Raw genomic sequence first — 19,780 nt, 5'->3', positions numbered from 1 at the left:
TCTAACTTTCGGAGAAAAAAATGAAGTTTAAGCGTAGTAAACAACAGGGTTTTACACTTTTAGAAGTGATGGTTGTTGTAGTTATCCTGGGTATTTTGGCAAGTTTTGTTGTTCCAAACCTATTGGGTAACAAAGAGAAGGCAGACCAACAAAAAGCGATTACGGACATTGTCGCGTTGGAAAATGCCTTAGATATGTACAAGTTGGACAACAGCGTTTACCCAACAACGGACCAAGGTCTAGAAGCATTGGTTAGCAAGCCATCTAACCCAGAGCCACGCAACTACCGTGATGGTGGTTACATCAAACGTCTTCCTAATGACCCTTGGGGCAACCAGTACCAATACTTAAGCCCAGGTGATAACGGTACAATCGATATCTTCACTCTAGGCGCAGATGGCCAAGAGGGTGGAGAAGGTCCAGCTGCAGATATTGGCAACTGGAACATGCAAGACTTCCAATAATTGAGCCTAAGCCAGCACTAATGAAACAAATGCGAAAACATAACGGTTTTACATTGATAGAAATTCTATTAGTGCTGGTTTTGCTATCTCTTACGGCTGTGGCCGTGATCTCGACGTTACCGACTAGCCAAAAAGATCTTTCCAAACAGTATGCTCAAAGCTTTTTTCAGCGTTTACAGCTGCTCAATGAAGAAGCGGTGCTGAGCGGTAAAGATTTTGGCGTTCGAGTGGATGATGCCAAATCGACCTACGCTCTACTGAGTTTAACCTCAGAAGGTTGGCAGCCTCTGAAATTAAAGCAGATTCCGAGCAAAACCAAGCTAGAAGAAGATATTGCGCTACAACTCGAGCTCGGAGGTGGTGCTTGGGATAATGATGAGCGCTTATTCAAACCAGGTTCTCTTTTTGATGAAGACATGTTCGCAGAAGAAGAGGACGAAAAGAAAATTGAGCCACCGCAAGTGTTTATCTTTTCCAGCGCTGAAGTCACGCCATTCACCCTGTCTTTTTTTCCGCAAAATGGTGATGCCTTTAATGACGGTTGGCGAGTCATTGGCAAAGAAAGTGGACAAATTTTGTTATTAGCTCCGGGCGAAGAAGTGAAAGAGGATGAGAATGCGCAATTTTAAGCAAGCTCGCCCCAATTTGAGTCATCGCCGGACGAGAGGCATGACCTTACTGGAAGTATTGGTCGCACTGGCAATTTTCGCCACCGCTGCCATCAGTGTCATTCGCTCCGTGAGCCAGCATATTAATACAATCAGTTATTTAGAAGAAAAAATGTTTGCAGCCATGGTTGTGGATAATCAGATGGCAAATGTGATGTTGAATACCGGAGAACTCAAAGCGAAAAACGGCACAGAAGAGCTGGCAGGACGCACTTGGTTCTGGAAAGTCACGCCAGTCGCCACGACGCAGCCATTGCTGAAAGCATTTGATGTGAGCGTCTCGGTAGAGAAAAGCGCGAGCCCTGTAGTAACGGTACGAAGCTATGTGGCGCAATAATCATCCCCGCGCAAACACGCGCCAAAGGGTAAAAGGTTTTACACTTATTGAAGTGTTGGTATCGATTGCCATCTTTGCCAGTTTAAGTGTCGCTGCGTACCAAGTGGTATCGCAAGTACAGCGTAGCAATGCGCTATCACAAGAACGAACCCAACGCTTAAACGAAATTCAGCGTGCCATGGTGATGATGGATAACGATTTTCGTCAAATGGCGATGCGTCAAACACGTACTAATGGTGAAGAGCCTGCTAGCCGGCTAATTTTTTGGTCCGATTACCTGTTGGACTCCGATACTAAAGGGCTGATGTTTGCCCGTTTAGGTTGGCACAACCCTCAGCAGCAGTTCCCTCGTGGAGAAGTAACCAAGGTTGGCTATCGCTTAAAAGAAGAAACACTGCAGCGAGTATGGTGGCGCTATCCTGATACGCCGGTTGGGCAACAAGGTACTGTTACTCCATTGCTAACGCAGGTCGAGTCATTTGATATGCGTTTCTATGATGGTAAGCAATGGAAAAACGAGTGGGCTGAAGAAAAAGCGCTGCCGAAAGCGGTTTCTGTTGTTCTCACTCTCAAAGACTATGGAGAAATTGCCCGCACTTATCTCACTCCTGATGGCACATTGAGTCAGAAAGAGGAAAGTTCAGGAGACAGCAATAATGGTTAACCGTCAGCGCGGTGTTGCTTTGATTATAGTGTTGATGTTGCTGGCGATTATGGCAACGGTTGCTGCCAGTATGTCGGAACGTTTGTTCTTGCAGTTTCAGCGAGGCGCTAATCAAATCAATTACCAGCAAGCGTATTGGTACAGCCTTGGCGTCGAGGCGCTAGCAAAAGTGGGTATCGAGCAAAGTTATAAAGACACCGACACGATTAATATGAGTCAACCGTGGGCGATAAAAGAGCAAGTCTATCCGTTAGATTATGGTCAAGCGGCGGGACGAATTAGAGACAAGCAAGCGTGCTTTAATCTAAATGTATTGAGTCGTGTGCAACCAACGGGTCAGCAAATTACAAGACCATATTTAGTGAATGTATTGCAGCGCCTATTAGAAGAGTTGGATGTCGAGCCATATCAAGCAGAAATCATTGCAGACTCTACTTGGGAATACATTGATGCTGATGACTCTGTCCGTTCGACTACTGGGGTTGAAGACAGCACATATGAAGCGATGAAGCCTTCCTATTTGGCATCAAATGGTTGGATGGCAGATGCTTCCGAGTTACGGGCTGTCTATCAGGTGAGTGGTGAAATTTTCCAAAAATTGGAGCCGTTGGTCTGTGCATTACCAAGTGATGACTGGCGTTTAAACGTGAATACGATTGATGTTGAGCAAGCTCCGATTTTGGTGGCAATGTTCTCACCAAACTTAAGCAGTAGTGATGCGATTCAGCTAATTGAAAAACGCCCATTTGATGGGTGGGATAGCATTGATGAATTTTTAGCAGAGTCAGAAATGGCTGGCTTAAGTGAAGATGTAAAGAAAAACGCCAAAGGCTATTTGGGTGTGGATAGCGCCTTTTTTGAATTGGATGCACAAGTGTTGGTGGATGAATCACGTGTACGTATCCGAAGCCTTTTGCAAAGTACAAATAGAGAAACGGTGACCGTAGTTCGCCGTCGTTTTGGAGGGATCAGTGAGCGAGTTTCTGACCGTTCGGCTGAGTAGCGAACAACAAAGTACCATTCCTTGGGTGGTGTGGTCGACAGATCAACAGGAAGTGATTGCTAGCGGTGAAATCGCCGGGTGGGAACACTTAGATGAGTTGGTCTCATATGCTGGTCAGCGCCAAGTTGTGGCGCTGTTGGCGAGTAATGATGTGGTCCTGACGCAAGTGGATATACCACCTGGTGCAACACGCCAATTCGAGGCGATGTTACCGTACTTAGTGGAAGACGAAGTTGCTCAGGACGTTGATGGCCTGCACTTTAGCGTGTTGGGTAAACAAGCGGATAAAGCGCAGATTTGCGCAGTTGAACGTGCTTGGATTCAGACTGTACTGCAACGTTTCTCAAGCCAAGGTATCGCTATTAAACGCATTTTACCCGATGTGCTTGCGTTACCGGTTCGTGGAGAGCACAGCTGTGCTGCAATGATTGGCGAGCAATGGCTAATTCGTCACTCTGCGACAGAGGGCGCGGTTGTCGACGCTTCTTGGTTAGACCTTTACCTCTCTTCTTATCTACAAAATCATGAAGGTTGGAAGCTCGATTGCTATAGCTCGGTCCCGGAATCTGCGTTACCTGAAATATGGGAGCCGCAACCAGAAGAAATGACGATGGCTTTACTGGCGAAGGGGGTGACAGAAAGCAAAGTCAATTTGCTGACTGGGATCTTCAAGCCGAAATCTTCTTGGGGTAAATACTGGAAGCTCTGGCAAAAAGCCACCATTGCTGCGGGGGTGCTTATCGTCGTCATGGTTGCGCAGCAGTTGCTCGTGGTCCACAAGTACGAAGCACAAGCTCAAGCGTATCGTGAGGAGAGTGAGCGTATTTTCCGCCAGGTGTTCCCAAATAAACGACGCATTCCTACCGTTAGTTACCTCAAACGACAAATGGATGATGAAGAGCGCCGCTTATCTGGTGGAAGTGGTCAGCAGGCAATGTTGTCATGGTTGGCGGCATTACCCGCGACGCTTGGTCAGGTCAGCGACTTGGAGATCACTAGCTTTAAATACGACGGACAACGTGGCGAAGTACGTATTCAGGCTCGTAGTTCAGACTTCCAACCTTTTGAGCAGGCTCGTGTGAAATTGGCAGAGAAGTTTAATGTTGAGCAAGGTCAGTTGAACCGTAGCGATAACGTTGTGGTTGGCAGCTTTGTTTTGAAGCGTTTGTGAGGTGATGATGAAAAACTTAATTTCTCAAGCTCAGGTTTGGTGGAGTAGCATCTCGCAGCGTGAGCAGCGTTTGGTCATGGGATGTGGCGCTATTGCCGTTATCGGTATTATTTATTGGGGTTTATTACAGCCAATGAGCCAACGTGCGGAGCTAGCTCAGTCACGTATTCAAAGCGAAAAACAGTTGCTAGCTTGGGTACAAGATAAAGCGGATGGCATCACTGCACTGCGAAAAAGCAGCGGTGTGAGCTACTCTAGTCAACCGTTGAATCAGTTGGTTTCTTCTTCAGCTCGTCGTTATAAAGTTGAGTTGATTCGCGTACAACCTCGTAATGAGAGCGTTCAAGTGTGGATCAAACCACTCGCGTTTAATCAACTAGTGGATTGGTTACGTTACTTGAAAGAGCAACAGGGTATTGAAGTCGAATTTTTAGATATCGACCGAACAGAGCAAGCGGGCATGATCGATGTAAACCGCCTTCAGTTTAAGCGAGGTTAAGGTGAAGCGAGCAGTACTTTACGTTGTTATCTTTATCGTCTTTTTTTCAGTCAGTCTTTTAATGGGATTACCAGTCTCTTGGGTGTTACAACAAGCACCAACAGTGAGAGGCCTGGACATTCAAGGAGCCAACGGTTCGGTATGGCAAGGTCAAGCTGCTAGTATTCGTTGGCAGCGCCAGAACCTTGGAGAAGTTAATTGGGATTTCCAATGGTCGAGTCTACTGACAGGTAAAACTGAGTTTGCTGTGCGCTTTGGTCGTGGTAGTGAAATGGACGTTCGTGGGCGCGGTTTTGTCGGCTATAGCTTAAGTGATGGCCCTTATGCCAAAAACTTAGTTGCCTCAATTCCGGCGGTAAAAGTTGTTGAGCAAGCGCGCCTCCCTGTGCCTGTTGGTGTTGATGGGCAGCTTGAGCTGAATATTCGTCATGCGACTTATGCTGCGCCTTGGTGTAAGAACGGTGAAGGCACTTTAGTATGGAATGCCAGTGGTATTCAAAGCCCCGTTGGCAGCTTAGATCTCGGTCCTGTGATTGCCGATATAAACTGTCAGGATAGTGTATTGACGGCAACTGGTGAGCAGAGCAGCAAACAAGTCTCTGCGGCGTTTTCCGCTGAACTGATGCCTAATCAACGGTACTCAACCAAAGCGTGGTTCAAACCTGGTGCAGAGTTCCCATCCAGCATGGGGGAGCAACTGAAATGGCTGGGTAAGCCGAATGCTCAAGGTCAATATGAGTTTAATTACCAAGGGCGCTTCTAACCTATCGTGACAAAATCCAATATCTTAAAAGAGCTGCTATTGTGCAGCTCTTTTTGCTTTTGGATCATCGTAAGCTAAAACCTCTATTCGCTGTACATTGGGAATGAATGGAAATTTAAAACCATGATTTTTAATTGATTTATTTTCTTTCGTTCAGCTTTACAGGCAATTGGAACATAGTAGGCCAAATACTCCAAGTGCTGTACAGAAGGGCAAAAAGAAAAGGCCACGAAGATATTCGTGGCCTTTCTATTGCTAGAATTTTGTGCTCTAAATTTTACCGATAGGGCGCTTAATCTTTGCGTTGTAAAATCTCATTCCAAGGTAAATCCGCATCACCAAGAACAATAAAGTTCGGGTTTTCTAGTGTTTCCCGTTCGTTATATGACAGCGGTTCTAATTGCGTGCTGAGAATACGTCCGCCAGCTTCTTCAACAATGCATTGTGTCGCAGCGGTGTCCCACTCACCTGTTGGACCTAGTCGGAGATAGCAATCTACCGCCCCTTCCGCGACGAGGCATGCTTTCAATGCTGCAGAACCGAGCGGTATTAAGTCGTAATTCCAGGCGCTGCTCATACGGTTAGTAATACGATTGATGTCTTGGCGACGACTAATAGCAATTGCGATGCTTTGCTCTGGCTGTTCGTGTTTGTGTGTATGGATTTTGACGCTGTCCGACATGTCGGGAATTTTCCAGGCGCCTTTGCCATTATAAGCGTAGTAAGTCACGCCAGATACAGGGCCGTAAACGACGCCCATGGTTGGTCGATTGTTGTCGACCAACGCAATAATAGTGGCAAAGTCACCACTGCGAGCGATGAATTCTTGAGTACCATCAAGAGGGTCGACTAACCAATAACGTTCCCACTGAGCGCGTTGCTCTAAGCTTATGTCTGCGTCTTCTTCTGACAACACGGGAATGTCAGGCGTCAGATCACTCAAGCGTTCAGTGATGAACTTGTGAGCTGCAATATCTGCACTTGTTACGGGAGTTTCGTCACTTTTGGTGTAGGCCTCGTATTGCTTCTTTTCATATATTTCGAGGATCATTTGCCCAGCACTGCGGGCAATCTCGATGACTTGAGGAAGTAGGTGAGATAGATCTTTTGTCATTGGCATAAGTGATAGTCCTTACTCACAGTGTTATTCGGTTCTAATGACCGTTATTGGTTATGCTTGTGAGTGGTGTTTGGTAAGTGTTTCAGTGCCAACATTAGCGCTGTGATGCTTCGTGCTTCACAGAAATCCATGTGAGTTAATAACTCTTCGGCTTGCGCAAGTGGCCAACGCACAATTTCCAGTGGTTCAGGCTCATCGCCTTCTTGCTTCTCTGGATAAAGCGCCTGTCCTAAAAATAGAGTCATTTTGCTCGAAAAGTAAGATGGCGCGAGGATAACTTGTTTCAACGGGGTTAACTGATTACAGCCAAAGCCGATTTCTTCTTTTAACTCACGATCCGCAGCTTGGTGTGGTGTTTCTCCTGGGTCAATCAGCCCTTTTGGGAAACCTAGCTCGTAACGTTCAGTTCCAGCGGCGTATTCACGCACCAGTAATAAATCGCCTTGTTCTGTTACAGGAACCACCATTACAGCATCTCGTCCACTTGGCTTCATACGCTCATAAGTACGATGCTCACCATTGGAAAAACGAAGGTCGAGCGCTTCCACAGCAAACAGTTTGGATTTTGCAACCGTCTGGCATGAGAGTATCTCTGGTGGGGTTCGTTTCGGCATGACGCTGGCTCCTTGGTGTCGTTGGCGTTTACGAGATGCGTAAGATTCTTAATATATGAGAACTCCGCCTGAGTTTCTAGCGGATTTTACGAGTCGAGCTAAGCATCTCAGCATCACCTCAGTATCGATACAAAAATGGGAGACCGAAGCCTCCCATTTTCTGACAGTGTTTACTCTTAGTAGTAAGAGTGATCACCACGGTCATGTTCTGTAGCATCACGAACTGCGGTTAGTTCACCAATGAACTGGTTTAGCAGCTCTTTCTCGATGCCTTCTTTTAGTGTTACGTCAACCATAGAACAGCCATTACAACCGCCACCAAATGCAACAATCGCAACACCGTCTTCAGTGATCTCAACCAAGTTTACGTGACCACCGTGGCCAGCAAGTTGTGGGTTCACTTGAGTTTGGATAACGTACTCAACGCGCTCAACCAGTGGTGCGTCGTCCGCAACTTTACGCATTTTAGCGTTAGGTGCTTTTAGCGTTAACTGAGAGCCCATTTTATCGGTAACAAAATCGATTTCAGCGTCTTCAAGGAATGGCAGGCTTAGCTCATCAACGTAAGCTGAAAAACCGCTGTAAGAGAGTTCAGTGTCGGTCGATTCTACTGCTTCTGGTGGACAGTAAGACACGCCACACTCAGCGTTTTGTGTACCTGGGTTCACAACGAAAATACGAATGTTAGTGCCTTCAGGTTGTTGACCTAAAAGGTTAGCGAAATGCGTTTGCGCAGTTTCTGTAATAGTAATATTTGACACGACGAATACCCGAGTAAATTTGTAGGTTACTGCTGCTATTCTACTCTTGTTGACGTATGGGTCTAGTCTTTTTGATGCTAAGGCATGGCGAAGCGATCTAGAGAGAACGAGGAGCAGGTGTTCTGCAGATGCAGTAAATATCGATGCTTTCTACGCCAACTTCAAGTAGTAAATGACATAATTGTCGGACGGTACTGCCTGTGGTGACTACATCATCGACGATGGCAACATGGGAAGAGTGAGGGCGCTTATTGAGAATAAACGCGCCTTTTAAGTTTTGTTCACGGCTTGTTTTGGTATTACCACGCTGTGATTGGGCGAGCCTTACTCGACGAAAGACCTTCGCATCAAAATTAGTCTGCAATTGCTTGGCGAGGTGTCGGGCTAAAACATCACTTTGATTAAAACCCCGGCGCAGGTAACGCTGCCAGTGCAATGGCACACTGGTAATGATTGGAGCTGGCGTGGTGATGCGCTGTGCCAGTTGCTCGGTTAATGCTTTTACATGCCAAGACTCTCCGTGATCTTTAAAGCGTTGTACTTCCCGTGAAAGGGGAAAGTCGTAATCGCCTAACGTGTATAGCCTTTGCCATGGCGGTGGCTTTGAAAGACATTCACCACAAATACTATCCGTACTCATTTCTTCTTTCTGTAATGATAAACCGCAGCGTTGACATCGTTTTACCGGAGTTAGGTATTTTAAACAGTGCTCGCACCAGCGCAGAGTATTTGTGTGGCTTGGTGTTTGAATAGGGAACCGACACAGGCCGCATTGACTGCTCAATACGCGATGCATGATGTTTTGCCAGTGATGAGATAACATAGCGTTTATTCATGGTGATATTTTACTCAGCCTAACGCTTGGCTGAAGCCGTAGGGAATAAAATAAGTGGGAGAGATTGAGAGCATGAGCACGAAATTACACTGGCAGTCATTTGGTCAGGGACCAGATTTGGTGTTACTGCATGGTTGGGGCATGAATGGTGCGGTATGGCAGCAGACAGTCGAGTCTCTTCAACCTTATTTCCGAGTTCATGTGGTTGACCTTCCGGGGTACGGACATAGCGCCGAATCTCATGCTGAAGATTTAGACCATATTGCTAACTTGGTGGTGCAAGGTGCGCCAGAGAAAGCGATTTGGCTTGGTTGGTCCCTCGGAGGTTTAGTGGCGACGCATGTGGCATTAAATATGCCCGAGCGCGTGGCTAAGTTGATTACGGTTGCCAGCTCACCTAAATTTGCCGCAGAAAAACCGTGGCGTGGCATTCAACCGAATGTACTGAGTGCGTTCACCTCTCAGTTGCTAGAAGATTTCTCACTGACCATTGAGCGCTTTATGGCGTTGCAAGCGATGGGCAGCCCATCAGCGCGTAAAGACGTTAAACAGCTCAAGCAAGCGGTACTATCGCGCCCTCAGCCAAACCCTGAATCGCTGTTGGTTGGGCTAAACATCCTTGCTGATGTGGATCTGCGCGATGCGTTGACGTCTCTTTCTGTTCCAATGTTGCGTCTTTATGGCCGTTTAGATGGGTTGGTGCCAATTAAAGTAGCTAACGATTTAAGTGAACAGTTGCCTCATACCCAGCAGTTTGTTTTTAATCAGTCCTCTCACGCGCCTTTTATCACCGAACATGACGAATTTTGTGTTCAAATCCGAGAGTTTGCTCACGATTGAGCAAGTACGAGCGGAAATACCTCAAGTTGTTTAAAAAGTGGTCGATATAAAGGCTGGTGAGGTTTTATTAGCCAATAAAGCTAAGCCATATTGACGAGTTGGGCGACTCTGAGGAGGGTTCGCAATGATTGTGTCACCGACCAACGTAAGTGTGCCACTGATCGCCCCATCCGTGAATGTGCAGACGGAACAAGCAGCTCGCGACAATAAAGTCCGAGAGCCTGTAACGCCAACGGTCGCATTGGCCAAAACCAATGCAGAGCGAAAAGTAAAAGGTGATGACAAGCGCCGACGTCAGTCTTCTTGGGATCCTTCAGAGCATCCTGATTATGATATGGAAACGGAAGTCGACACGCGTTATCAAGAAGAGCCGGAAGATACACTAGAACGGCTTTTTAGTTTGCTTGCGCTCAAATCGTATAGTGAAGACCAGGGGAAAGGCTACGCGATCCGCTTTCGCTTACCAAAGCGCATTTTGGATGCTGCGATCAATGAAGGATTAATGGAAAAGCGCAGGAAGGTGATCAAGTTTCATTATGGTCATGCAGTCGCTCCCCATACCCCGTCAGAAGTGATAGCAGTATTATGACGACTCAATATCCTACTCAAACAAAAACGCTCCAAGCAGGTTGACTGATTGGAGCGTTTTCTTTTTAGTTATGAAAGCTCGTTAGCGGTGAAGCCTAGGTAAGATTACTTTTTCGCTTTAGCAAACGCTGCAGCAAATGCACCGCCCATCGCGCTGTTCGATGACGAATCATCACGGCGAGGCTGACGACGCTGCGGTTGGTCATTACGACGCGGCGCTGCTGATGAGCGTTGGCTACGGTTGTCTTGACCCGGTTCGTCGTTCATACGCATCGATAGACCAATACGTTTACGCTGCACGTCAACTTCCATCACTTTCACTTTGACGATGTCGCCCGCTTTCACCACTTCACGTGGGTCAGACACATAACGATCTGTCAGTGCAGAAATATGCACAAGACCATCTTGGTGAACGCCGATATCAACGAAGGCACCGAAGTTGGCTACGTTAGACACCACGCCTTCTAGAATCATGCCCGGTTCCAAGTCAGATACCGAGTTTACACCTTCTGCAAAGGTCGCCGTTTTGAATTCTGGACGTGGGTCACGACCCGGCTTGTCTAACTCTTTGATGATGTCTGTAATGGTTGGAACGCCGAAGTTATCGTCGGTGTAATCGACCGCATGCAGACCTTTAAGGAAGCTTGAATCACCAATCAGTGCTTTGATATCTTTGTTGTTCTTCTCAGAAATCGCTTTGACCACTGGGTACGCTTCTGGGTGAACCGCAGACGCATCAAGTGGGTTCTTACCATCCATAATACGCAGGAAGCCCGCACACTGCTCGAACGCCTTAGGACCTAAACGAGGTACTTTCTTCAAGGTTGTACGTGCTTCGAAGCGGCCGTTCTCATCGCGGAAGTCGACAATGTTCTGCGCGATGGTGCTTGATAAGCCTGCTACGCGCGTCAGTAGCGCCGCAGAAGCAGTGTTCACATCAACACCAACCGCGTTTACACAGTCTTCCACAATCGCATCTAGGCGTTTTGCCAACATAGATTGGCTTACATCGTGCTGGTATTGACCCACACCAATAGATTTAGGATCAATTTTCACGAGTTCAGCCAATGGATCTTGCAAACGACGTGCAATCGACACTGCACCACGCAGTGATACGTCCATATTCGGGAACTCTTTTGCTGCAAGCTCAGACGCTGAGTAAACCGATGCACCCGCTTCACTTACGATGATCTTCTGAACTTTCAGGTTGCCACGTTTGATGACGTCTGCGACAAAGCTGTCGGTTTCACGTGAAGCCGTACCGTTACCAATCGCAATCAAATCCACGTTGTACTTACGCACCAACTGCTCAACGATTTGTGCTGACTTGTCGTATTGTTTTTGTGGTGGGTGAGGGTAGATGGTTTCGGTTGCAAGCACTTTACCTGTTGAGTCGACAACCGCGATTTTTGAACCTGTACGCAGACCCGGATCGAGACCAAGTGTTGCACGAGGGCCAGCCGGTGCTGCCATCAACAAGTCTTTTAGGTTAGTGGCGAATACTTCAATCGCTTCGATTTCAGCGCGCTCTTTCATTGCGCCCATTAGCTCGGTTTCCATGTGCATCGATACTTTGATGCGCCATGCCCAGCTGATCACTTGCTTACGCCAGGTATCCGCCGGTGCGCTGCTTAGCGTCACGCCATAATGGTCGGCGATAATCGTTTCGCAGTAAGACTGACGAGCGCCTTCTTCCTGTTCTGGATCAGCATTCATTGCCAATGTCAGGAAGCCTTCGTTACGGCCGCGTAGCATCGCCAGTGCGCGGTGCGATGGCACTTTGCTTAGGGGCTCGTTGTGGTTGAAGTAATCTTTAAACTTCTCGCCTTCTTGCTCTTTGCCTTCAACGACTCGTGAAACCAGTTCCGCATTGCGATTTAAGTGGTTGCGAATTTTTTCCAGTAAGTTTGCGTCTTCTGCGATGCGCTCCATGATGATCGCGCGAGCGCCATCCAATGCAGCTTTGGTGTCTGCGATGCCTTTGTCTGCATCAAGGTATTTGCTTGCTTCGCTTTCTGGCTCGGTTTGTGGATGATTCCAAAGCTGATCTGCGAGTGGTTCAAGACCAGCTTCAATCGCGATCTGACCTTTCGTACGACGCTTGGGTTTGTAAGGTAGGTATAAGTCTTCAAGACGAGTTTTGCTGTCTGCCTGCGCGATCTCTTGTTCTAGCTCTGGCGTCAGTTTGCCTTGCTCTTGGATTGATTTGAGGATGGTTTGGCGGCGATCATCCATTTCACGAAGGTAAGACAGACGGCTGTCCAAAGTACGAAGCTGGGTATCATCAAGGCCCCCCGTCACCTCTTTGCGGTAACGTGCAATAAAAGGGACAGTGTTGCCATCATCAATTAGGGTGACAGCGGCGTTGACTTGCTCTGGGCGAACATTCAGTTCTTGAGCAATCATGCGACAGATAGCTTGGCTCATCCGTGTTTTCTCTTTTAATTCAGTTTTGGTTGTATAGAACATTGGGGTCGTTCGAAGAATTTGCAATGTTTTAAATTAACGAGGCAAAAATTTACCGGGCGCTGGTGGACATCAGTCAGATTTATGTCAAAACTGTAATTAAATTGAGAACTTATATCCGCAGTTATCGACTAACCTAATTCCACGGTTGTTGATATCACTAAATGTACCTCGGCTTATACGGATAATCATGATGAAAAAAATGTCTTTGGCGTTAGCGCTTACGAGTGCCTTACTTGTCGCCCCGCTTAGTTGGGCGCAGTCTATCTCAGGAACCACACAAGCTCCCGTTTATCAGCTCGATAACAAATTGGTACTAGGGCGTGTGGAGAGCGTCTACTACAGTGACATTCCGGAACTAAAAGCGGTGCCATTTATTGGCAAGATTGATACTGGTGCAGATACGACATCGATGCATGCGGAGAATATCCATGTCAGTAGCTCACACCCAGATTACCAAGATTTGAAAGATAACGAGTTACTTTGGGCGATTGTCGATGACTTAGGTGGTACGAAGGCAAAGTGGGACGCCGACAGCTTTAAGCCATATCAAGTAAAGGTTAGCTTTACGGTTCCTCACCCTTATACAGGGAAGGAAATACAGATTACCGATGATCTGGAAAGAGTGAGCGCGATTCGCAGTCGAACAAGCAAAAAGCCCATCCTACGCCCGACAATAAAAATGCCGATGACAATCGCTGGTCACACCGTTGATACGGAAGTGAACCTGACCAAGCGTACGCAATTCTCTTCTCCTATCTTGATTGGTAAAACCTATCTCGATGATAACGCATGGGTCTTCGCTGGTTACGATTACCTTCAAGAACAGCCACGCGCAAAAATGATTGGCAAAAAAGAGACGGTTGAAGTCGAAGGTGTGCCATATAAGATCAGCATCTCAACTTCTAGCCGTTATACCAACGTCCATGCACTGGACATCAAGGTAGACAAAAAGCATAACGAAGTCTCTTTTATGTTAGAGGGCGAGAATGGCAAGCGTCATCCAATGACATTACCCTTGGTACGAATGCTGAAAACGACCAAAAGCGAGCGCCCTTTAGTCTATTTACCCGTCAAAGTCGGCGAAAATGAAACTCAACGTTGGTTGGTGTATCTGCGTGATCGCAGTAAGTTCAGTTCGCAAATTCGCTTAGGTCGGGACGTCGCGAGTCAGCACTTTGTTATTGATACGGACAGAGAAAATCTACTGGGTGGCGTAGAAAAAACGTTCAAAAGCGCACTCAAATCAAAACCTCTTGTCGTTTCACCAGAAGAACAGGTCACCATTGATGGTTATACCGTCCCTGCTTACCCCACTTTTATTGTGAAAACGCCATTACTGCGTGTAAATGGGTTTGAAGTAACAGAAAAAGGTAAGGATGAATCCGTCACGTTTTATTTAATGAACGATGAGGGGAAAGAAGAAAAAATCACCAAACCAGTGTTGAAAAAGCTCAAGGTTGGCAGCGCGGTTCGCCCTGTTGTCGAAGGAGACTTTCTTCTCGGTAGAAAAGACACATCAATGAAGTTTGCGCTCGATGTGCTTGATGAGGGTGACACTCAACCCTTTTTCGTCTTTGGTCATGACATAGCCAAGGGGGGTGTGTTGCTGAACACTCGCGCAGACCATCTACTAGATGTAAGGCCACTTTTCAAAGCTGGCCATATCGAAGTGGCGGAAGTTGAGGGGATGTCTTTCCCTGTGAAGTTAGACACGGGTGCAGATGTAAGCTCAATCAATGCTAAGAACATCAAGCAGTTTAAGAAAGACGGCAAAGACATGGTGAGCTTTACCTATGAGAACGATCTTGGCATGAAACAGGCGTTTACCAAGCCTGTTGTTGATGTCATGCGTATTAAAGCTAAGAAAGGCGAGAAAGCGAACGTACGCCCTGTGGTTGAAATGCATGTTAAGCTTGGCGAATTAGAGAAGAAGATCCGAGTCAACTTACAGGACCGAGGTCGCTTCCATTACAGCATGATTTTAGGTAAAAACTTCCTAAAACATGGCGCGGTTGTTTCGAGTGATACGAATTACATCGTGACGCAAAAACCGGATTACGAAAAGTAACACTCTGGCCGCCTTATCACCTTGATACCCAAAGCCTGAACAACATTGGATCTTTGGGTATATCATCTCCTTAATGCTGCCAAAGAGCAGCATTTTTTAGTTGAGATAGGAGTTAATTTGAAAACTAAGCTGATTACACGAGAAGGTTACAACAAACTCAAACAAGAGCATGATTACCTTTGGAATGAAAAGCGCCCGGAAATCACCAAGATCGTCACTTGGGCGGCGAGCCTGGGCGATCGCTCAGAAAATGCGGATTACACCTTCAATAAACGTTTACTCCGTCAGATCGACCGTCGTGTCCGCTTCCTTCGTAAATTCCTGCCAGAAGTCACGATCGTTGACTATTCTCCGCAACAAGAAGGCAAAGTCTTTTTTGGTGCATGGGTGGAAATAGAAAATGAGGCAGGAGAAGTGAAAAAGTTTCGTATTGTCGGGCCTGAAGAGATTTATGGCGATGCGAAAGACTACATCTCTATCGATTCACCTATGGCGCGAGCGATGTTGAAAAAACAAGTGGATGAAGAGTTCACGGTACGCACCCCAGAAGGTGAAAAAGAGTGGTTCATCAACTCAATTGAATATATTCAACCGGCCTCGGAAGACTGAGGCTTTATCACCGATTCAAGTCTCATGAAGTTCACTAGGAGTGACTTGGGTCTCAACGTCAGAATATTTGGTATAAAGGCATGGTGCCTTTCTCGGAGAAGTAAAATGAACAAAGCAGTCATGTGTAGTGCTGCACTAACAATAGGTTTCTCACTTTCAGTTTTTGCTCAAGATGAAGTGAAAGGCTGTGACGCTAAAGAGTTAGCGGTAGAGCAGCAGCTCGAGTATGCAAAAGCGCAAGGTAATGAACATCGAATTAAAGGCTTGGAGCAAGCACTTTCCGCTATCCAGAATGAATGCTCGGAAGGTGAGCTGCGCCAAGAGCTGCAAACAGAAGTGGAAGAAAAGACTAAAGAAGTTGAGGAGCGAGAGGAAGAATTAGTCGAAGCTCAGCATTCAGGGAAAGCAGACAAAATTGAGAAAAAACGTCACAAGCTGGCTGAGGCACAGCAAGAGCTGCTTGAGGCCAAACGTGAACTGGAATGGAATTATGGTCAATAGTAGGTGCTGAAAATACCTGCTAGAGAGAGAATAAAGCGCTTAAGATAAAAAGAGTAACAATTTGCTTGAGCACGTTAGGAAAAACAGTGATACATTTTCGACAATAGACGCTTCTGAAAGGATGTTTCAATGCAAGAAAATCATAAAATTTTAGTGGTTGATGACGATGCTCGTTTACGTGCTCTATTGGAGCGTTACCTTTCTGAGCAAGGTTTTCAGGTACGAAGTGTCGCCAATGGCGAACAGATGGATCGCCTACTAACGCGCGAAAACTTTCACTTAATGGTGCTGGACCTAATGTTGCCAGGTGAAGACGGTTTGTCAATTTGTCGTCGTCTACGCCACGCGAACAATATGTTGCCAATCTTAATGCTCACCGCGAAAGGTGATGAAGTGGACCGCATCGTAGGTCTTGAGGTAGGGGCGGATGATTATTTGCCAAAACCGTTTAACCCACGCGAATTGTTGGCTCGCATCAAGGCCGTATTACGCCGCCAAACTGTAGAGTTGCCGGGTGCACCAAGCACGGAAGAAAAAGTGGTGGAGTTCGGGGAGTTCCGACTCAATCTAGGCACTCGCGAGATGTTCCGCGGTGACGAGGCAATGCCACTCACCTCTGGAGAGTTTGCTGTCCTAAAGGCGCTCGTGATGAATGCGCGTGAGCCAATGTCACGAGATAAATTGATGAACATGGCGCGTGGCCGTGAATATTCTGCAATGGAACGCTCTATTGACGTACAAATCTCACGCTTACGTCGCATGTTAGAAGACGATCCGAGCAAGCCGCGCTACATTCAAACCGTGTGGGGCCTAGGTTATGTTTTCGTCCCAGACGGCAAAGAGGTGTAATCTCTTCACTCCATAGCTAGCACTTGGCTATAGCAACTTCAGCCTTCATTACCTTCCCTTTGAAGGCTGAAATTTCGCGATTAGGACCACTAGGAACGTTCCATGCGCATCCGAAGTTCACTGACACAATCTATTCTGCTGTTCATCTCTTTGCTTCTCGCGAGCCAAGTTTTCTCTTACTACGCCGTTTTTAACTACGCGTTGATGCCGAGTTTGCAGCAGTTCAATAAAATTCTCGCCCATGAGCTCAATTTAGTGCTTGATGATGAAGGACCTTTAAAGTCTGATGCACCGTTAAGACGTCAATTATTAGAAAGACTAGGGGTGACGGTTCATAGTCTCGATAGCGATAAGGCGATTGAATTTCATCACGCAATGTCGATTGATTTGATGTCTGAAGAAATGAGCCAAGAGCTGGGTTCGCCTACAGAAGTGCGCTTATTGCTTGGCGATGAAAGTTACATTTTGTGGATGCACATCGAAAAGTTGCCGAACTCCATCATTCGTATTCCGTTATCTGAGCTGCAAGAAGAAGATTTTGCACCGCTGTTTCGTAACAGTTTGATTATGGCGCTGCTGATCATTGCAGGTGGTTGGTTGTTTATTCGTTTGCAAAACCGTCCACTTTTGGCTTTAGAGAGAGCCGCGAAAGACGTCGGTCGAGGTGAGATCCCACCCCCCTTAGCAGAGAAAGGCGCATCGGAGATTCGCTCTGTAACTCGAGCCTTTAATCAAATGTCGAAAGGTATTCAAGAGCTAGAAGAGGACCGAGCCTTATTAATGGCGGGGATTAGCCATGACTTACGAACACCTCTGACGCGTATTCGCCTAGCGACAGAAATGATGTCTCCTGAGGACAGCTATCTTGCGGAGGGGATCATTAGCGATACGGAAGAATGTAATGAGATCATCAGTCAGTTTATGGATTATCTCAAACCGGTGAACCAAGAATCGTTTGAAGCGGTTGATATCAGTACGATTGCCAGTGACGTTGCCAGTTCTGAAGGTGGCTATGAGGTTGAAATTGAAACAGATCTTAATCTTAACTTGCCACCAGCCAAAGGAAGCGCGATTGCGATTAAGCGGGCGATCAGTAATTTAGTTGTGAATGCGCTACGTTATGGTAATGGCTGGGTCAAAGTCAGCACTGGTGTGACAGCAGATAAGCAGCTAGTGTGGATTTCAGTAGAGGACAACGGACCGGGTATCGAGCATTCTCAAATCGCGAGGTTATTTGAACCCTTTACGCGTGGTGACACCGCTCGCGGTAGTGAAGGCACTGGGCTAGGGTTGGCGATTGTGAAGCGTATAATCAGCCAGCATTCAGGCTCTGTGGTGATACGTAATCGCAGTGAAGGCGGTTTAATCGCTCAAATCAGTTTTCCTACCAAGTAAGTCGATGGCCTGCACCCTTTAAAACAAAAAGCCCAACCTAAATAGGTTGGGCTTTTCTTATTCTCAATAATCTTAAGACTCTTTCGCTTCCTGAGGAAGTTCATCTTCGTCTTCCAGTTTCTCTGGCAGAAGTAGATTTAAAATGATCGCTGTGATGCCACCTGCTGCAACACCAGTTGAGAAAATACTCTTAATAAATTCTGGCATAAATTGCAGGATCTCTGGTTTTTGTGCGATACCAAGTCCCATTGAGAAGGATAAGGCCATGATCAGAATTGCGCGGCGATCGAGCTCAACACGAGAGATAATACGCACACCAGCGGCAGCAATCGTACCAAACATGACAATCGTTGCGCCGCCAAGTACTGGCTCAGGAATCAGCTGAACAAAGCTAGCGACGCCAGGAAACAAGCCAAGAATCACTAACATGCCAGAAATAAAGTAACCCACGTAGCGGCTCGCGACTCCTGTTAGCATGATGATGCCGTTATTCTGGCTAAACGTTGAGTTCGGGAAGCTGTTGAAAACGGCTGCGATTGCAGAGTTTAAGCCGTCTGCTAACACACCGCCCTTAATGCGTTTCATGTACACTGGGCCTTTTACTGGCTCACCAGACACTTCAGATGTTGCGGTAATATCACCGATGGCTTCTAGTGCGGTAATAAAGAAAATCAGTACCAGCGGAATGAACAGAGACCAGTCAAACGATAAGCCATATTGCATTGGTACGGGCAGTGCTACGATCTCGGTTGCGCCTAGCTGAGAAGTATCTACCATCCCCATAAAATACGCCATGATGTAGCCCACTAGCATCGCAATCACGATTGAAGCCACACGGATGTATGGGTTTTTCGAGCGGTTTAAAATCACAATTAATCCAAGTACCGTCCCAGCCAGAGCAAGTTTGTCTAAGCTGCCGAAGGTTCCTTCATTTAATGCTGCGTAGCCACCGCCCATTGATACTAAGCCGACTTGAATCAGTGTGAGACCGATAAGAGTGACGACGATGCCTGAAACAAGCGGAGTGATGATTCGGCGGGCATGCTCCAACACGCGAGATAGAAAAATTTCTGCAAATGATGCGACTAAAATCGTACCAAAAATGGCAGCCATCATGGTACTGATGTCTGCTCCACCGGCTTTCAGCGATAGGCCTGCACCAATAATAGGACCTAAAAAGTTAAAGCTGGTGCCTTGAACAGAGAGCAAACCAGAGCCAATTGGGCCAACGGTGCGAATTTGAATAAACGAAGACACGCCTGACGCAAACAAAGACATGCTGATGATGGTATTCGTTTGGTCTGCTGGTACACCCAAAGACTGACAGATGATCAGTGACGGAGTGATAACCGCGACGAACATCGCCAATAAGTGCTGAAGTGCGGCAAAAATGGTTTGAGGCAAAGGTGGTCGATCGTTGAGTTGATAGACCAGTTCCGAAGATCGGTTTGAAGTTGTCATTGTTTGTCTCGCTAGTCGCAATATTTCCCTAGTTCTCGCTGAATGGGAGAGCAGGGTGGAGTTGACGTCGTTATCTGTGATTGCTGTTAATCAGAGTCAAC

The 19,780-nt window shown here is 46.8% G+C and carries 21 protein-coding genes; 15 read left to right on the top strand and 6 right to left on the bottom strand.

The genetic code is table 11. The features are described from left to right. Positions 1-20: 20 nt before the first annotated feature. From gspG to R7E47_RS10935, 8 genes are read left to right on the top strand one after another with little or no spacing between them, the layout of a single operon-like run. Complete coding sequence (gene gspG / locus R7E47_RS10970) at positions 21-464, top strand: type II secretion system major pseudopilin GspG (RefSeq protein ID WP_005379298.1); 444 nt, start codon at positions 21-23, stop codon at positions 462-464. A 29-nt stretch (positions 465-493) separates the two neighbouring features. Further along, on the top strand, positions 494-1,093 hold the full coding sequence (locus R7E47_RS10965) for a prepilin-type N-terminal cleavage/methylation domain-containing protein (RefSeq protein ID WP_151514505.1): 600 nt from the start codon (positions 494-496) through the stop codon (positions 1,091-1,093). After that, a complete protein-coding gene (gspI, locus tag R7E47_RS10960) occupies positions 1,080-1,469 on the top strand; it encodes a type II secretion system minor pseudopilin GspI (RefSeq protein WP_017635009.1) in 390 nt (129 codons plus the stop codon). The genes R7E47_RS10965 and gspI overlap by 14 nt, the downstream gene beginning before the upstream one ends. Then, positions 1,456-2,133, top strand: a complete 678-nt coding sequence (gspJ, locus tag R7E47_RS10955) for a type II secretion system minor pseudopilin GspJ (RefSeq protein WP_053349752.1) — start codon at positions 1,456-1,458, stop codon at positions 2,131-2,133. Before gspI ends, gspJ begins: the two co-directional genes overlap by 14 nt. Continuing rightward, on the top strand, positions 2,126-3,136 hold the full coding sequence (gene gspK / locus R7E47_RS10950) for a type II secretion system minor pseudopilin GspK (protein ID WP_005379302.1): 1,011 nt from the start codon (positions 2,126-2,128) through the stop codon (positions 3,134-3,136). Before gspJ ends, gspK begins: the two co-directional genes overlap by 8 nt. Then, the gene (gspL, locus tag R7E47_RS10945; protein WP_005379304.1) at positions 3,105-4,307 is read left to right on the top strand and encodes a type II secretion system protein GspL; all 1,203 of its coding nucleotides are present in this window, start codon (positions 3,105-3,107) and stop codon (positions 4,305-4,307) included. The genes gspK and gspL overlap by 32 nt, the downstream gene beginning before the upstream one ends. Positions 4,308-4,314: 7 nt before the next feature. After that, positions 4,315-4,806 (top strand): type II secretion system protein M, encoded by a 492-nt coding sequence (locus R7E47_RS10940; protein WP_005383002.1) that lies wholly within the window; start codon positions 4,315-4,317, stop codon positions 4,804-4,806. A 1-nt stretch (position 4,807) separates the two neighbouring features. After that, positions 4,808-5,569 (top strand): type II secretion system protein N, encoded by a 762-nt coding sequence (locus R7E47_RS10935; RefSeq protein ID WP_258480472.1) that lies wholly within the window; start codon positions 4,808-4,810, stop codon positions 5,567-5,569. Between the two features lie 292 nt (positions 5,570-5,861). Here R7E47_RS10935 and cysQ read toward each other — a convergent pair whose 3' ends face one another. From cysQ to R7E47_RS10915, 4 genes are all read right to left on the bottom strand, one after another. Next, complete coding sequence (cysQ, locus tag R7E47_RS10930; protein WP_005379308.1) at positions 5,862-6,689, bottom strand: 3'(2'),5'-bisphosphate nucleotidase CysQ; 828 nt, start codon at positions 6,687-6,689, stop codon at positions 5,862-5,864. Between the two features lie 44 nt (positions 6,690-6,733). After that, positions 6,734-7,303: an ADP compounds hydrolase NudE gene (gene nudE / locus R7E47_RS10925; RefSeq protein WP_005379309.1), complete on the bottom strand. Its 570-nt coding sequence runs from the start codon at positions 7,301-7,303 to the stop codon at positions 6,734-6,736. Positions 7,304-7,479: 176 nt separating this feature from the next. Beyond that, positions 7,480-8,064, bottom strand: coding sequence for a Fe-S biogenesis protein NfuA (gene nfuA / locus R7E47_RS10920; RefSeq protein WP_005379313.1), 585 nt, complete (start codon positions 8,062-8,064; stop codon positions 7,480-7,482). 97 nt (positions 8,065-8,161) lie between these two features. Then, the gene (locus tag R7E47_RS10915; protein WP_033905914.1) at positions 8,162-8,887 is read right to left on the bottom strand and encodes an amidophosphoribosyltransferase; all 726 of its coding nucleotides are present in this window, start codon (positions 8,885-8,887) and stop codon (positions 8,162-8,164) included. Between the two features lie 84 nt (positions 8,888-8,971). Between R7E47_RS10915 and bioH the strand changes: the two genes are divergently transcribed. Together bioH and R7E47_RS10905 are read left to right on the top strand one after the other, a co-directional pair. After that, a complete protein-coding gene (gene bioH, locus R7E47_RS10910) occupies positions 8,972-9,739 on the top strand; it encodes a pimeloyl-ACP methyl ester esterase BioH (protein ID WP_005384724.1) in 768 nt (255 codons plus the stop codon). Positions 9,740-9,863: 124 nt separating this feature from the next. Continuing rightward, on the top strand, positions 9,864-10,328 hold the full coding sequence (locus tag R7E47_RS10905) for a hypothetical protein (protein ID WP_005379316.1): 465 nt from the start codon (positions 9,864-9,866) through the stop codon (positions 10,326-10,328). Positions 10,329-10,432: 104 nt separating this feature from the next. On the opposite strand, the gene R7E47_RS10900 is transcribed toward R7E47_RS10905, so the two are convergent. After that, a complete protein-coding gene (locus tag R7E47_RS10900; RefSeq protein ID WP_005379317.1) occupies positions 10,433-12,754 on the bottom strand; it encodes a Tex family protein in 2,322 nt (773 codons plus the stop codon). A gap of 229 nt (positions 12,755-12,983) precedes the next feature. Here R7E47_RS10900 and R7E47_RS10895 point away from each other — a divergent pair, with 229 nt between their 5' ends. From R7E47_RS10895 to envZ, 5 genes are all read left to right on the top strand, one after another. Beyond that, the gene (locus R7E47_RS10895) at positions 12,984-14,864 is read left to right on the top strand and encodes an ATP-dependent zinc protease (protein WP_318084285.1); all 1,881 of its coding nucleotides are present in this window, start codon (positions 12,984-12,986) and stop codon (positions 14,862-14,864) included. Between the two features lie 117 nt (positions 14,865-14,981). Beyond that, a complete protein-coding gene (greB, locus tag R7E47_RS10890; protein WP_053307281.1) occupies positions 14,982-15,473 on the top strand; it encodes a transcription elongation factor GreB in 492 nt (163 codons plus the stop codon). 105 nt (positions 15,474-15,578) lie between these two features. Next, positions 15,579-15,974 carry a DUF1090 domain-containing protein gene (locus R7E47_RS10885; RefSeq protein ID WP_005379332.1) on the top strand — a complete coding sequence of 132 codons (396 nt, stop codon included), beginning with the start codon at positions 15,579-15,581 and terminating at the stop codon, positions 15,972-15,974. Between the two features lie 129 nt (positions 15,975-16,103). Further along, positions 16,104-16,823, top strand: a complete 720-nt coding sequence (gene ompR, locus R7E47_RS10880) for a two-component system response regulator OmpR (RefSeq protein ID WP_005379333.1) — start codon at positions 16,104-16,106, stop codon at positions 16,821-16,823. A gap of 102 nt (positions 16,824-16,925) precedes the next feature. Beyond that, on the top strand, positions 16,926-18,218 hold the full coding sequence (gene envZ, locus R7E47_RS10875; RefSeq protein WP_025768312.1) for a two-component system sensor histidine kinase EnvZ: 1,293 nt from the start codon (positions 16,926-16,928) through the stop codon (positions 18,216-18,218). A gap of 72 nt (positions 18,219-18,290) precedes the next feature. Here the strand turns inward: envZ and R7E47_RS10870 are convergent, their stop codons facing one another. Continuing rightward, complete coding sequence (locus R7E47_RS10870; RefSeq protein WP_025768313.1) at positions 18,291-19,679, bottom strand: uracil-xanthine permease family protein; 1,389 nt, start codon at positions 19,677-19,679, stop codon at positions 18,291-18,293. Positions 19,680-19,780: the final 101 nt, after the last annotated feature.

Origin of the sequence: Vibrio sp. Vb1026, from assembly GCF_033338745.1 — a bacterium.
Taxonomy (GTDB): domain Bacteria; phylum Pseudomonadota; class Gammaproteobacteria; order Enterobacterales; family Vibrionaceae; genus Vibrio; species Vibrio alginolyticus.
Note: the sequence above shows the minus strand (reverse complement) of the source record. Positions and strands in the feature narration are given on the sequence as shown.